This window comes from Shimia sp. CNT1-13L.2 (assembly GCF_024331145.1).
GTDB lineage: Bacteria > Pseudomonadota > Alphaproteobacteria > Rhodobacterales > Rhodobacteraceae > Shimia.
This window is the reverse complement of record NZ_JANDJO010000002.1, coordinates 1-14,094: the sequence shown is the minus strand read 5'-3', so window position 1 is coordinate 14,094 and position 14,094 is coordinate 1. Positions and strand designations below refer to the sequence as shown.

Here is a 14,094-nt window from a genome sequence, read left to right as displayed (position 1 = left end):
CATTCTGACGTCGGAAATGGCCCTGCCCTGATCTGAATCAAGGAGAAACATGCCATTCCAAGCATACATCCACGCATTCAGATAAGTGAAAGGGTCGGCATGGACATCCTCACCCTCGTGGAACAAATCGGCGAAGCCCCCACTGCGGCGGTCCTTGGCCTGATCACCGGCATCATCTTCGGCGTTGCGGCGCAACGCTCCAGATTCTGCCTGCGCGCCGCCACCGTGGAGTTTGCACGGGGCGAGTTGGGCGACAAGGTTGCCGTCTGGTTGCTGACCATTTCCACCGCAATTGTCTGGGTTCAGGGCGCACAGGCGCTTGGCCTGATGCACAGCGCCGACGCCCGCATGATGGCCGTACCCGGCTCCTGGTCCGGGGCCATCATCGGCGGCCTTCTCTTCGGTATCGGCATGGTGCTGGCCCGCGGCTGTTCCGGCCGCCTGCTGGTTCTGGCCGCCAACGGCAACCTGCGCTCGGTCGTCTCCGGCCTGATCTTCGCCGTGGTCGCCCAGATGAGCCTGTCCGGCGTTCTCTCCGGATGGCGCGACAAGATCGCGAGCCTCTGGGTCACCGACGGTGGCCGCAATCTCGACCTGATCGCAGCCCTTGGCCTGCCCGACCTCGCAGGCCTCGCCTTCGGCACCTGCATGGCCGGCCTTGCCCTGCTGATCGCCCGCAAGAACCGCATCGGCGCCAGCCGCCTGATCTTTGCCTCCGGCGTCGGCTTTGCCGTGGCCGTGGGTTGGGTGCTGACCTATGGCCTCAGCCAGGTCGCCTTCGAACCCGTCCAGATCGAAAGCGCCACCTTCTCCGGCCCCTCGGCGCACACCCTGATGTTCTTCCTCGATCGCAATTCCGTCCTCGAATTCGACATCGGCCTCGTGCCGGGCGTGGTCATCGGCTCTTTCCTCGCCTCGGTCATTGCCCGCGAGTTCAAGTTCCAGGGCTTCGAAAACGAAAGCAACATGCGCCGCGCCATGCTGGGGGCGGTTCTCATGGGCTTCGGGGCCATGCTAGCCGGCGGCTGCGCCATCGGCGCGGGCGTCACCGGCGGCTCGATCTTCGCTGGCACCGCATGGGCCGCCCTCTTTGCCATGTGGATCGGCGCGATGGCCACCGACCTTCTCGTCGATCAGCGCGGCATGAAAGCCGCCGCCGCCTGACCACGCGCACACGACCCCCCCTGCAAAACCGCCCTGATCGGGGCGGTTTTCGCATTTCTGCACCTCCGCGATACAGCCGTAATACCGACGCAATACCGACGTGGATTTTCAGGCCTAATAGAAACTCTGCGGATCAATATCCACCGCAAGCCGCAGATCACCCTTGAGCTTGAACTGCCCCACCCATTTCGCCAGCGCCGCCTGCAAGGGCGCGCCCTTCTCGGCCTTCACCAAAAGCCGCACCCGATGCCGCCCCCGAACCCGCGCAATCGGGGCGGGCGCGGGGCCAAAGACCTGTGCGCCAATCGCCTGCAACGGCCCGTCCTGACGCGCCAGCGCATTGCCAAGATCAAACACCTGCTGAACGTCTTCCGACGACAGGATGATCCCCGCCATCCGCCCAAACGGCGGCACCCCGGCATGACGCCGCTCATCGGCCTCTGCCGTCCAGAACCCAACCTCGTCGCCTGCAAGGATCGATCGGATCACCGGATGCTCCGGCTGGAAAGTTTGCAACAAAGCCAACCCCTTACGCTCCGACCGCCCGGCCCGCCCCGCGACCTGCCGCATCAGCTGAAACGTCCGCTCCGCCGCCCGCAGGTCCGATCCCTGCAAGCCTAGGTCGGCATCAATCACCCCCACCAGCGTCAGCAGCGGAAAGTTGTGCCCCTTGGCCACAAGCTGCGTGCCGATGATGATATCCGCGCCCCCCTCGGCGATCTGGTTGATGCCTTCCTTCAGCGCCCGCGCCGACCCGAACAGGTCCGACGACAACACCGCCAGCCGCGCCTCTGGCCAAAGGGTCGCCGCCTCTTCCGCCAGCCGCTCAACCCCCGGCCCCACCGGCGCCAGCTTGCCCTCTTCATGGCACGACGGGCAGGCCTCCGGCATCGGTTTCGTCTCGCCACACTGGTGACAAACCAACCGCTTCAGAAACCGGTGCTCCACCATCCGCGCATCGCAATGGTCACAGCCAATCTGGTGCCCACACGCTCGGCAAATCGTCACCGGCGCATAGCCGCGCCGGTTGATAAACAACAGGGATTGCTCGCCTTTTTCGATCCGCGCATTCACCGCCCTTTGCAGGCTCGGGGAAATCCACCGGCTGCTGGGCAGATCTTCTGCGCGCATGTCGATCGCCCGCATCTCCGGCAAAACCGACTCGCCATAGCGCGAGGTCAGCTCAAGCTTTTCGTACTTCCCCGCCTCAGCATTCGACCAGCTTTCCAACGACGGCGTCGCCGACGCCAGCACCACCCGCGCCGAACAGACCGAGGCCCGCAACACCGCCATGTCCCGCGCGTTGTAAAGCACCCCGTCTTCCTGCTTGTACGAGGTGTCATGCTCCTCATCGACCACGATCAGACCGAGGTTCTGATAGGGCAGGAACAGCGCCGACCGCGCCCCGATCACCAATTGCGCCCCGCCCTGACCTACCATCTTCCAGATGCGCCGCCGCTCGGTCATCGTCACCCCGGAATGCCACTCCGCAGGCTTCGCCCCGAACCGCGCCTCGACACGTGTCAGGAATTCCGCCGTCAGCGCGATTTCCGGCAACAAAACAAGCGCCTGCCGCCCCTGCCGCAGACATTCCGCGACCGCCTCAAGGTAGACTTCGGTCTTGCCCGATCCCGTCACCCCGCGCAGCAAGGTCGTGCCATAGGCCCCCGACCGCACCCCGGCCCGCAACGCCTCGGCGCCCGCCGCCTGATCCTCGGTCAACGCCTTACCGCCCCATTCCGGATCAAGCCGCACAAACGGCAGGTCGCGCGGCGTATCTTCCTCGCGCACCACCCCCTGTTTCACCAATCCCTTGACCACCGTGGTGGTCACACCCGCCATCTCGCTCACCTCCTTGAGCGTGAAGGCCAAGCCGCCATAGTCGGTCAGCACCTCGATCACCCGGCGGCGGGCATCGGTCTGCCGGTCCGGCTCCCCCTCGCCCAGCCGGTAAACCTTGCGCATCGACGGCGGATCGGACAGCCCCGGCGCCCGCGTCGCAAGCCGCAGCATCGCATGCAGCGGCGTCAGGGTGTAATCCGCTGCCTTCTCAAGGAAAAACCGCAATTCGTCGCGCATCGCGGCGACATCCAGAACCCGGCTCACCGACCGCGCCTTCGACAGGTCGAACCCGCCACGCCCGCGCCCCCAGACCACGCCAATCACCTTGCGCGGCCCCAGCGGCACCTCGACAAAAGCACCGCGAAAACAGCCCCCCTCCGGTGCCTTGTAGTCCAACAGCCGATCCAGCGGCTGCGTCGTCAACACCGCCACCAAGGCCCCTTCGTCAAAGAAATCCGGCTCGCTCACACCTGCCCCTGTCGCCACGCTTTCCCGCTCCCGAAATCCATCGGGGGTTCCAGCATCTCAAACTATGCGCTAAAGGCAAGCGACAGATAGGCCAACCCATCAAAGGACGCTGCCCGATGAAATTCTTCGTTGATACCGCCGAAATCGACGCCATTGCCGAACTCAATGACCTCGGCATGGTCGACGGTGTGACCACCAACCCCTCGCTGATCAAGAAATCCGGCCGTGACATCATCGAAGTCACCAAGGAAATCTGTGACCTTGTCGACGGCCCCGTTTCCGCCGAAGTCACCGCGACCGACGCCGACGAAATGATCGCCGAAGGCCGCAAGCTGGTCGAGATCGCCGAGAACATCGCCGTCAAGGTGCCGCTCACCTGGGACGGTCTCAAGGCCTGCAAGGCACTGAGCGATGATGGCCACATGGTCAACGTCACCCTGTGCTTCTCGGCCAACCAGGCACTGCTGGCCGCCAAGGCGGGCGCAACCTTCATCTCGCCCTTCATCGGCCGCCTCGATGACATCAACCTCGACGGTATGGACCTGATCGCCGACATCCGCACGATCTATGACAACTACGGCTTCGACACCCAGATCCTCGCCGCCTCGATCCGCACCGTGAACCACGTCACCCAAAGCGCGCTCTGCGGTGCCGACGTCATGACCGCCCCTCCGGGCGTGATCAAGTCGATGGTCAACCACCCGCTGACCGACAAGGGCCTCGACGCCTTCCTCGCCGACATCAAGGCCGCGGGCATCAAGATCCTCTGATCTTCACCACATCGAGACCAGATCCGAAGGGGGCCACCACGGCCCCCTTTCTTCTTGGCCCAAATACCCCGGGGTGAATGGCCCCGGACAGGGTTCGGGGCCAGAGGGGCAGCGCCCCTTCTCTCTCGACGCTTAACCAAAAAAAGGGGGCATTCCCCCGCCGCCTCTGTTAAAGTCGCCACAAACAACAAGAGGCACGCATGAGCAGCACCGCCAAGATCGAAGATTCCCTGCGAGAAAAGATCATCTCGCAGCCCGACGTGATTCTGGAAGACCAGGATCTGATGAAGGCCCTGATCGCCGCCAACGAGAAATCCATGGGTGGCAATATCGTCGACCTGCGCGGCATCGCCATGGAACGCCTCGAGGCGCGGCTCGACCGGCTGGAAGACACCCACCGCAGCGTGATCGCCGCAGCTTACGAAAACCTTGCCGGCACCAATCAGGTCCACCGCGCCATCCTGCGCATGCTCGATCCGGTCAGCTTCGAGACCTTCCTCACCGATCTCGGTGGCGATGTCGCCGACATCCTGCGCGTCGATGCCATGCGCCTGGTGCTGGAATCCGAACAGTCCGGCGAAGATGACCCCGCGATCCGCCGCATGGGCGATGTGCTCTCGGTCGCCGAACCCGGCTTCATCGAAGACTACATCAACGGTGGCCGCAACGTGCCCCTGCGCCAGGTCACCCTGCGCCAGGTCCACTCCGGCCCCACCGCGATCTATGGCGAAGCCGCCGACTGGGTCCGCTCCGAAGCCTGCCTGAAACTGGATTTCGGCGAAGGCCGCCTGCCGGGCCTTCTGGTCATGGGCGCGGAAGACCCGCACCAGTTCACCCCGCAGCAGGGCACCGATCTCCTTGCCTTCTTCGCCGGTGTCTTTGAGCGCACCATGCGCCGCTGGCTGTCGTGATCTCACCGGCGGCACGCGACGTTCTGGCCGAGTGGCTCACCCTGCGCTCGGCCCTTGATGGCATCTCGGAAAACACCCTCAGCGCCTATCGCAACGATGTGGCCGAGTTCCTCACCTTCCTGACCCTGCACAAGGGCGAAGCCCAGGGCCTCGCCCCGCTGCAACGTGTCTCCGTCCCCGACATGCGCGCATGGATGGCGCAAACCCGCCGCTCCGGCGTCAGCGCCCGCTCGCTCGCCCGCAAGCTCTCGGCGGTGAAAAGCTTCTATCGCTGGTTCTCCGAACGCGAGGGCTTTGACGCCACCCCGCTCCTGTCAATGCGCAGCCCGAAGTTCGAAAAGAAACTGCCCCGCCCGCTCGCCCCCGATGCCGCTGCGGCGGTGATCGACACGGTCGACCTGCAATCCACCGAGCCTTGGGTCGGCGCGCGCGACGTGGCCGTGATCACCCTACTCTACGGCTGCGGCCTGCGGATATCCGAGGCCCTCGGCCTGATCGGATCAGACGCGCCGCTCTCTCCCGTTCTGCGCATCCTCGGCAAGGGCGGCAAGGAACGGATTGTACCGGTGATCGACGCCGCCCGCACGGCGGTGGATCGCTATATCTCGCTCTGCCCCTATCCCCTGCCAGAGGATGGCCCGCTGTTTCGCGGCGTACGCGGCAGGGCGCTGTCCCGCAGGCAGGTCGCCAAGGTGATGCAACAGACCCGGATGCAGTTGGGCCTGCCCTCCACCGCGACACCCCACGCCATGCGCCACAGCTTTGCCACCCACCTGCTTGAGGCGGGCGGCGATCTGCGGTCCATTCAGGAACTTCTGGGCCATGCCAAGCTGGCCACCACCCAGAACTATACGGCCGTCAACACCACTCAGTTGATGGAAGTCTACAACCGCACCCACCCAAAGGCGCAGTGAAACGTGGGGCATCCCTAGCCCCGCGCCACCAGTTCCTCGATCACCGCGACCACCGCCGCGACTTTGCCGGCATCCTGCGCATCTGCCTGCGGCAGGGCAAACCTGCCGCTGTCATTGTCGAAATAGGCCCCGCTCCTGTCGGCAAACTCCGCCGCCGTCGCGGCCCGCACAAGAATATCCACCCCGATCCCAAGGTCGTTTCCGGCCACGCCGAACCCGTCTTTCACCATCTTCGAGGCCAGAAGCGAACCGGGGTTCACCGCAACCACAACCGGCCCGTCGGGATGTTTCTCGGCCATCGCCTGCGTCCACATGGTGATCGCCAGCTTGCTCTGCGCATAAGCCTCCATATCCGCAAGCGGCGTCTCGCCCCGCAGCCCGCGCAGATCCACCGGGGCCTGTGCCGCCGAGGACAGGTTCACCACCCGTCCCGCCTTCCCCAGAACAGACAGCAACCTCTGCGTCAGCAGGTAAGGCGCGAGGGTGTTCACGACAAACCGCACATCCAGCCCGTCCTTGGTCCGCGCCTCAGAGGTCTTGAACACGCCCGCGTTGTTGATCACCACATCCAGCCTGTCTTGCTGCGCCAGCACCTCTTCCGCCAGCCGCGCCACGGCCCCGAGATCGGAGAGGTCCGCCACATAGCCCGGCGCCCCACCCAGCATCTCGGACACCCGCGCCACCTTTTCCGCGCTACGGCCATGCACCAGAACCCGATTCCCAAGCGTGACCAGCGCCTTGGCCGTCTCCAGCCCAATGCCATCCGTCGCCCCGGTGACCAAAATCGTCTTCTGCATCGGTCTTTCTCCCAAATCCTTCCGTCCGCGCCTTCGAATGCGACGCATGGCCCAACATCCGGTCATCTGTTGCAGGGGCCACGACCAGCATTGAACAACACGCCACCGAGGCGCTCCATTTTCCGGCGCTTTGCATGATTTCCTGAAAATACCCCTTGCCCCACCCAAATAAACCGGAGATTTTCAACTTCATAATTCGCAAAATGGATATAATGACATGGACACCGAAAGCGTCCGCCTCTTCGTTCTGGCCGCCGAAAAGCTGAACATCAGCGCAGCGGGGCGCGAGTTGGGCATGGTTCCCGCCGTTGCCAGCGCGCGTCTGGCCAAACTGGAAAAATCCCTCGGGGCCGACCTCCTGCATCGCTCCACCCGCAAGGTGTCCCTGTCGCTCGAAGGGGCCGAGTTCCTGCCCTATGCGCGCGAAATGCTGGCGCAGGAAGACGCCGGTCGCGCCGCGCTTGGCCTTGGCAGCGGCACCGCCACCGGCACCCTGCGTTTCACCGCCTCAAGCACCTTCGCCCAGCAATACATCGCCCCCCGCCTGCCGGAATTTCTGCGCCAGCATCCCGGCGTCAAACTCGACCTGCGCCTGTCCGACACCCAGTTCGACCTCATCGAAGGCAGCTTTGATCTCGCCCTGCGCAGCGGCGCGCTGGAAGACACCAGCCTCAAGGGGCGCAAGCTGGCCGATGACATGCGCATCCTCTGTGCCGCCCCGTCCTACCTTGCCGAAAAGGGCATTCCTCAAACCCCGGCTGACCTGTCCGAACACACCCTCATCAGCTTTCGCCGCAACGCCACCCGCCCGCTCAAGAATGCCGCGGGCGATACCGGCCTGTTCGATCCCCGCACCGCATCCTGCCAATTGATGCTCGACGACGGCCTGAGCCAGAAACACGCCACCATCGCCGGGGCGGGCATCTCCATCAACTCGATCTGGAGTGTTCACCGGGAGCTGAAATCCGGCACCCTGACCCGCGTCCTGCCCGACTATCACGTCGATGATCAGTCGGTGCTTTGGCTCGTCTACCCGAAAACCAACGTGCTCTCGGCAAAGGTCCGGGTCTTCATGGATTTCCTGCTGCGCGAAATCGGCAAGTCGCCAGAGTGGCTGAAGGACTAGCCAGCCGCCACCTGATGCAGACAGTCTTCAAGCACATCCAGTGCCTTGTCCATTTCGTCTTCACCGTAAGCGCAGAAGCCAAGCATCAGGCCATTGTACCCCCGCCCCGCAACCGCATAGCGTGACAGGGCCCGCGCGATAACGCCTTTCCTTTCAGCCAGCGCTTCCACCTCGCGATCCGCAATCCCCTCGCGCAGATGAAACACAAGCTGCATCCCGGCCAGATGATCAACACAAGATCCAAAGTCCCGCCACCCTGCCAGCCGCGCCAAAAGGACCTTGCGCCGCTCTGCATAGACCCGCCGCATCCGCCGCAAATGCCGATAGAACTCACCCTTGTCGATGAACTCCGCCAATGCCTGCTGCGGCATGAAACTCGCCTTGGCCCCGAACCTGCGGATGGTATCCGCCACCGGCGTGACCAAACTCTCGGGCAGGACAAGATACCCCAGTCGCAGGGTGTTCGAGAATATCTTGGAAAAGCTGCCCACATAGATCGTCCGATTCAGATGATCGAACCCCGCCAACGCCGGAATCGGCCGCCCCGCATAGCGGAACTCACTGTCGTAATCATCCTCGATCAGCCAGGCATCGCCCCGCTCGGCCCAGCGAATGAATTCCATCCGCCGGTTGGGTGACATCGCACCGCCCAGCGGATATTGGTGCGAGGGCGTCAGGATCGCCAACCGCGCCCCGCAGTCGTCGCCGGGAACCTCTGCGCCACTGCCATCAATCCCCATGTACGCGGCCTGCATCCCCTGCGCCTCGACAAACCGGCGCAAGGGCATGTAACCGGGGTTCTCCAGCGCCACCGTCCCCCCAGCCCCCATCAGGGTCCGCAGGCAGACCTCAAGCCCATCTGTCGATCCGGCGGTGACAATCACCTGGTTGGGCGAGGCATCAATCCCCCGCCACTCGGCCACATGTCCGGCAATCGCCTTGCGCAGGTCAGGATTGCCAAGATGACTCCCGCCAACCAGCATCGACTGCGGTGCCACACGGCACACCCGCGCCACCGCCTTGGCCCACTGGCGATGGGGGAAAAGCTGCATATCGGGATGGCCTGCCTCGAACGGCAAAGGAAATCCCCGCGGCGCAAGGTCTGCCTCGGGGCGCACCGGGTCCACCTTGCGCGACAACTCCACCTCGCCCATCGCGCAAATCCGGTAGCCCGACCCGCGCACCGCCTCGAGATAGCCTTCGGCCACCAATTGTTCGTAAGCCGTCACCACCGTCGACCGCGACACCCCGATCTCGGTTGCAAACACCCGCGTCGCAGGCAGCTTGCGCCCCGCCTCCAGCCCGCCTGTAATGGCCCCGTCCCGGATCGCCGCGCAGATCTGTTCGAACACCGGCGTGCCGCTGTTGCGATCAATCGAAAACCCAAGCCAGGCAGTCTGTGTCATCTGGTCTGCTCATTTACATCCATCCCGCACGCTATGACGAGACCAAAGCCAAGACAAGCCGCACCATCCCCCGCCATTCCGGCAGCTGGCCAGATAAGTCTGCCACAACGAAATTATCGCTTTGAAATCATCCCCGTTCGCCTCTATGAACTGTCACCACCAAGACCGGCCCAAGGCCCGTCGCGGCCCCGTAGCTCAACTGGATAGAGCAGCCGACTTCTAATCGGCAGGTTGAGGGTTCGAGTCCTTCCGGGGTCGCCATTTCCCAAACACATCAAACCGCCCCAAGTGGCCAACGCCACGTCACCCTAGAGATTCGCGCCACTTGGTGAAAAGCTTTGCCCAAGAGGAACACGCAAAGGGGCCGTTTTGCGGCCTTCGGGGGGAAAACGATGTTGCGGAAGAGTCTGAAAATCGCGGCTGGTACGCTTCTATTGGGGGTTTTGGCTGGCGCCATCTACCTCCGGGTCTCGCCTCCCGATCTGTTGAAAGTAGTGACCAACTACTCCGCCAAGATGGTCTGCTCGAGCACCTTCATCACCGGCCGCGATCCGCATCAGGTTCTGGCCGCCGACGTGCAGGCCCCCGGGCATCCCCTGCTGAAATACGTCTCGATCGACGTCGATCAGGAGGCCCAGACCGTCAACACCCGCCTCTTCCACTTTGCCGCGCCGGCCACCTCGCAACACCGCGCGGGCCTTGGCTGCACCAACATCCACAGCGCCGACCTGAGCGAAACCACCCTTCCCGCCCTCTCCCCTCTGCCAGAAGCCCCCTGGCCCGAAGGCAACGAGGTCCCCCCCTCGCAACACCCTGAAATCACGAGCATCCTTGCCGATCCCGCCCTCCTTGGTCCGGGCCACCGTGCCGTTGTCGTGGTCAAGAACGGCCGTATCCTTGGCGAGACCTACGCCGAAGGGTTTGATGCCGCCTCACCCCTGCTTGGCTGGTCGATGACCAAAACCGTCACGGCGGGCCTGATCGGCACCCTTGTCCACTCCGGCGACATGGCCCTCACCGACAAACCCAGCGCCACCTATGCGAACTGGGCAGGCGACAGCCGCGCCGACATCACCGTCGCCGACATGCTCGCCATGGCCAGCGGCCTCGCGTGGAACGAAAGCTATGGCAACCTCTCCGATGTCACCCGAATGCTTTATCTGCACGACGACATGACAGGTTTTGCCGCCCAAAACCCTGCCGAGGCCGCCCCCAACACCACTTTCAACTATTCGTCCGGCACCTCGACCATGTTGTCCCGCGTCTGGCAGGACAGGGTCGGCGACAACAGCCTCGCCTATCCGCAGACCGCCCTCTTTGCCCCGCTCGGCATGACATCGGCGGTCATGGAAACCGATGCAAAAGACACCTTCGTCGGCTCAAGCTACATGTACGCCACCGCCCGCGACTGGGCCCGCTACGGCCAGTTCCTGCTGCAAGGGGGCAACTGGAACGGCGCACAACTCCTGCCCGAAGGCTTCGTGGACTGGATGTTCGAACCGGTTGCCGCCTCCGATGGCCTCTACACCAAGGGCCACCTCTGGCGCGAAGCCCCCGGCGATCGCCCCCCGTTCGAAGATGCGGTCTGGCTCTTGGGACACGACGGGCAATCCATCGGCATCTTCCCCTCGCACGACATGGTCGTCGTGCGCCTTGGCCTGACCCCCTCCAAACTCGGCTACTCCGCCCTGCCCCTGGCAAAGGCCCTGATCGCCGCCCTACCTGACTAACCGCCAACACCCCGATGTTGCCGGATTTTTGCGCGCTGCCCCTAGGACCCGGCGGCACTTCTTGCTACATCCCCTTGCATGACCTTCTTTGAACAGTTCGCGAAGCGCGTCTCGCCACCAAACTCGGATTCGTCCAGAAACGAACCCACGGCACCCCACCCCTGCCTCAATGTCGAGATTTTCGTACAGCCCCAGTTCTCGCAGCTCGAACTGTCCTCCACCACTGCGGTGCTCGAGGTCCTGAACGACATTCAGACCCGTTTCAAAGTCGAATGGAGCTTTTCCTCCGACACCCCGGGCCTAGTCGCAAACGGAAACCTCATGGTCCGGGCCGAGCCCGCCTTTGATGGCGACTACATGAGGGACTGCCTGATTGTTCTCGGCGGGCGCGACTGTTCTAGCACCACTTGGATCAAACGCGTACGCGCCATGCAGCAGAAACAGCACCCCGTCGTGCTGTTCTCGGACGCCGCAACCGAGTACATCAAATCCAACAAGAAAGTCTCGCACCCCACCACGACCCACTGGCGCGACATCCCGATCCTGAACGAGATCGGAGACTACTCCAACCTGTCCACCCACCTCGCCGAATACGGCAATGGCATCATCACCAGCGCCGGGCGGGGATACGCGATGGAAACCATCTTCCACCTTGTCGCGGAACTCCTCAATCCGCAGGAACGCGCCGAACTCGCCAGCCTGCTGATCGTCGACAGCGCCCGCAGCTTCTACCGCGACCAGCCCAAGGGCAAGGCGCAGGGCAACACCTTCCTCGAAGGCCCGCTGCAAAAGGCGCTGCAACTGATGGAAGACACCATCGAAGAGCCCCTCTCGATCGGCGAACTGACCCGTGCCATCGGCGTCTCCGCCCGCCAGCTTGAACGCCTCTTCAAGATCCAGCTCAACAGCTCTCCAGCCAAGACCTACAAGCGCATCCGCCTGAAGCGTGCCCGCTCCCTTATCGTGGAAACCCGCATGTCCCTTCTCGACATCGCCATTGCCTGCGGTTTCTCGGGCACCTCGGCCATGTCCAAGGCCTTCCGCGATGTCTACGGCACCTCTCCCAACAGCCTGCGAAAATAGAGGCGCACCCGTCCCGCCCTGTCTCGCTCGGGGCAACAATTTCGGGCTTGGCGCGCAACTGTTTCCCGGTTTTCGGGATGGTTTCGCGGGTGATTCCCTTTACGCAACGGAAATCCAAGAGATAACCACCTGAAATCGCGTTCAGAATCCGGACGATAGGTCCGACACGGACCCTTTACTTGACTCAAAGGGGCCGAAAGGCGTGAAATTGACCGGTCCAATACCAGTGAAAATTACCGTCTTTGTTAACGAGTTCCAGGGCAATTGCTTTCGGGAGGGATTAAGTCATGGCACGTTTCAAGGGCTCGAATTCAGCGGATCAATACACCGGCACGTCACGCGGTGACAGGATCAAGGGGCGAAACGGCGATGACACACTTAACGGAATGGACGGCAACGACCTGATCGACGGCGGCAATGGCAATGACCAGCTGTTCGGCGGCAATGGACGCGACCTCATCCTTGGTGGCAATGGCAACGATTTCATCGACGGCGGTGCCGACAACGACTGGCTGTTTGGCGGCACGGGCGAAGACACCATCCTCGGCGGCGACGGCAACGACGTCATCTTTGGCGACAGCGTCTCCGGACGTGGCCTCTCCCTGCATCGCCTCTGGCATCACGCCGGCTCTGGCAGCGGACATCGTGGGCGCGGCTCGGGTTCAGGCCGCGGGCGCGGCAGCGGGTCCGGCCGGTGTCGTCGGGGTTCGGGAAGCGGCAGCGGATCAGGCACCGGATCGGGCGCCGCGATCAGCTTCAACGACTACCTCGACGGTGGTGCCGGGAACGACTTCCTCTTCGCAGGCGGCGGAGATGACGAAGTCTTCCATAACGTCACTGAAAACGCCGGAGCCCGTGACCGCTATGTCGGCGGAAGCGGCATCGACACCCTGACCCTCGACCTGACCTCCGAAGAATGGTTCCGCGCCGACGTTCAGGCCGACATCGCGGCCTTCCTGCAATTCGTGGCCGACAACACCCGTTCCAACGGCGAGACCACCTACCGCAAATTCAGCTTCACCGCCTTCGACCTCCAGGTCCGGGCCTTCGAAAACCTCAAGGTCTTCGTGGATGGCGTGGAACTCGACCCCGCCGACGCACCGGCCATCGCAAACGACGATGCCGAAACCATCACGGAAGACGCCGTAGCGACCACCTTCTACTCGGTCCTCGACAACGACACAGCCCCCGACCTCGTCAAGGAAGTCCGCCTGATCTCGACCACCGCAGAAGGCATCCTTGTCTTCAACGCGGGGTCCGTCGGCGCACCTGACGGCAGCTTCAGCTTTGATCCCGCGGGGGATTTCAACGATCTCGCCGCCGGGGAAACCCGTCAGGTCAGCTTCACCTATGAAATCGAAGACGCCAATGGCGACACCGACCAGGCCACCGTCACCATCACCGTAACCGGCGTCGGCCCCGGCGGCGGCAACACCCCGCCAATCGTCACCGCCGACAGCGACAGCGCCACTGACGATGGTGTCGCAGCAACCGGCAACGTCCTGACCAACGACAGCGATCCGGATGCCGGCGACAGCCTCTCCGTCGCCAACCCCGGCGTCTATGTCGGCACCTATGGCACCCTCACCCTCAACGCTGACGGCAGCTACAGCTACACGGTCACAGACGAGAGCATCGACGACGGCTTCTCCGACACCGACGTCTTCGCCGTGCAGGTCACCGACGGCACAGCCACCGTGCCCACAACCCTCACCCTCAACATCACCGGCCAGAACGACGCCCCCGTGGTCACCGCCGACAGCGACAACGCCACCGATGACGGTGTCGCAGCCACCGGCAACGTCCTGACCAACGACAGCGATCCGGACGCCGGCGACAGCCTCTCCGTCGCCAACCCCGGCGTCTATGTCGGCACCTACGGC

11 protein-coding genes and 1 tRNA gene are annotated in these 14,094 nt (G+C 63.6%); 9 read left to right on the top strand and 3 right to left on the bottom strand.

Going from position 1 to position 14,094, the window contains the following annotated elements:
- Nucleotides 1–99 precede the first annotated feature (99 nt).
- Nucleotides 100–1,164 (top strand): YeeE/YedE family protein, encoded by a 1,065-nt coding sequence (locus NNA36_RS03975; RefSeq protein ID WP_255104426.1) that lies wholly within the window; start codon nucleotides 100–102, stop codon nucleotides 1,162–1,164.
- Nucleotides 1,165–1,278: 114 nt separating this feature from the next.
- On the opposite strand, the gene NNA36_RS03970 is transcribed toward NNA36_RS03975, so the two are convergent.
- On the bottom strand, nucleotides 1,279–3,474 hold the full coding sequence (locus tag NNA36_RS03970; protein WP_255105583.1) for a primosomal protein N': 2,196 nt from the start codon (nucleotides 3,472–3,474) through the stop codon (nucleotides 1,279–1,281).
- 116 nt (nucleotides 3,475–3,590) lie between these two features.
- Here NNA36_RS03970 and fsa point away from each other — a divergent pair, with 116 nt between their 5' ends.
- The 3 genes from fsa to NNA36_RS03955 all read left to right on the top strand — a co-directional run bounded on the left by fsa (nucleotide 3,591) and on the right by NNA36_RS03955 (nucleotide 6,069).
- On the top strand, nucleotides 3,591–4,244 hold the full coding sequence (gene fsa / locus NNA36_RS03965) for a fructose-6-phosphate aldolase (RefSeq protein WP_255104424.1): 654 nt from the start codon (nucleotides 3,591–3,593) through the stop codon (nucleotides 4,242–4,244).
- Between the two features lie 200 nt (nucleotides 4,245–4,444).
- Nucleotides 4,445–5,155 (top strand): DUF484 family protein, encoded by a 711-nt coding sequence (locus tag NNA36_RS03960; protein ID WP_255104422.1) that lies wholly within the window; start codon nucleotides 4,445–4,447, stop codon nucleotides 5,153–5,155.
- Entirely contained in the window at nucleotides 5,152–6,069 is a 918-nt protein-coding gene (locus NNA36_RS03955; RefSeq protein WP_255104421.1) for a tyrosine recombinase XerC, read from the top strand. The genes NNA36_RS03960 and NNA36_RS03955 overlap by 4 nt, the downstream gene beginning before the upstream one ends.
- A 14-nt stretch (nucleotides 6,070–6,083) precedes the next feature.
- Here NNA36_RS03955 and NNA36_RS03950 read toward each other — a convergent pair whose 3' ends face one another.
- Entirely contained in the window at nucleotides 6,084–6,866 is a 783-nt protein-coding gene (locus tag NNA36_RS03950) for an SDR family NAD(P)-dependent oxidoreductase (protein WP_255104418.1), read from the bottom strand.
- Nucleotides 6,867–7,083: 217 nt separating this feature from the next.
- Between NNA36_RS03950 and NNA36_RS03945 the strand changes: the two genes are divergently transcribed.
- A complete protein-coding gene (locus tag NNA36_RS03945) occupies nucleotides 7,084–7,992 on the top strand; it encodes a LysR family transcriptional regulator (protein WP_255104416.1) in 909 nt (302 codons plus the stop codon).
- Here the strand turns inward: NNA36_RS03945 and NNA36_RS03940 are convergent.
- Complete coding sequence (locus NNA36_RS03940; RefSeq protein WP_255104414.1) at nucleotides 7,989–9,398, bottom strand: PLP-dependent aminotransferase family protein; 1,410 nt, start codon at nucleotides 9,396–9,398, stop codon at nucleotides 7,989–7,991. The genes NNA36_RS03945 and NNA36_RS03940 overlap by 4 nt on opposite strands.
- 184 nt (nucleotides 9,399–9,582) lie before the next feature.
- Here NNA36_RS03940 and NNA36_RS03935 point away from each other — a divergent pair.
- The 4 genes from NNA36_RS03935 to NNA36_RS03920 form a co-directional block, all read left to right on the top strand.
- Nucleotides 9,583–9,659, top strand: a tRNA-Arg gene (locus tag NNA36_RS03935).
- Between the two features lie 131 nt (nucleotides 9,660–9,790).
- Entirely contained in the window at nucleotides 9,791–11,128 is a 1,338-nt protein-coding gene (locus tag NNA36_RS03930; protein WP_255104412.1) for a serine hydrolase, read from the top strand.
- Nucleotides 11,129–11,206: 78 nt separating this feature from the next.
- Nucleotides 11,207–12,211, top strand: coding sequence for a GlxA family transcriptional regulator (locus tag NNA36_RS03925; RefSeq protein ID WP_255104410.1), 1,005 nt, complete (start codon nucleotides 11,207–11,209; stop codon nucleotides 12,209–12,211).
- A 287-nt stretch (nucleotides 12,212–12,498) separates the two neighbouring features.
- A partial coding sequence (locus NNA36_RS03920) for an Ig-like domain-containing protein (RefSeq protein ID WP_255104409.1) occupies nucleotides 12,499–14,094 on the top strand: 1,596 nt, incomplete at its 3' end.

What these genes read in the sequence shown, in the direction of transcription:
- NNA36_RS03975 (WP_255104426.1), top strand. Translation starts at nt 100, where the DNA reads ATGGACATCCTCACCCTCGTGGAACAAATCGGCGAAGCCCCCACTGCG.
- fsa (WP_255104424.1), top strand. Translation starts at nt 3,591, where the DNA reads ATGAAATTCTTCGTTGATACCGCCGAAATCGACGCCATTGCCGAACTC.
- NNA36_RS03960 (WP_255104422.1), top strand. Translation starts at nt 4,445, where the DNA reads ATGAGCAGCACCGCCAAGATCGAAGATTCCCTGCGAGAAAAGATCATC.
- NNA36_RS03950 (WP_255104418.1), bottom strand. Translation starts at nt 6,866, where the DNA reads ATGCAGAAGACGATTTTGGTCACCGGGGCGACGGATGGCATTGGGCTG.
- NNA36_RS03945 (WP_255104416.1), top strand. Translation starts at nt 7,084, where the DNA reads ATGGACACCGAAAGCGTCCGCCTCTTCGTTCTGGCCGCCGAAAAGCTG.
- NNA36_RS03940 (WP_255104414.1), bottom strand. Translation starts at nt 9,398, where the DNA reads ATGACACAGACTGCCTGGCTTGGGTTTTCGATTGATCGCAACAGCGGC.
- NNA36_RS03930 (WP_255104412.1), top strand. Translation starts at nt 9,791, where the DNA reads ATGTTGCGGAAGAGTCTGAAAATCGCGGCTGGTACGCTTCTATTGGGG.
- NNA36_RS03925 (WP_255104410.1), top strand. Translation starts at nt 11,207, where the DNA reads ATGACCTTCTTTGAACAGTTCGCGAAGCGCGTCTCGCCACCAAACTCG.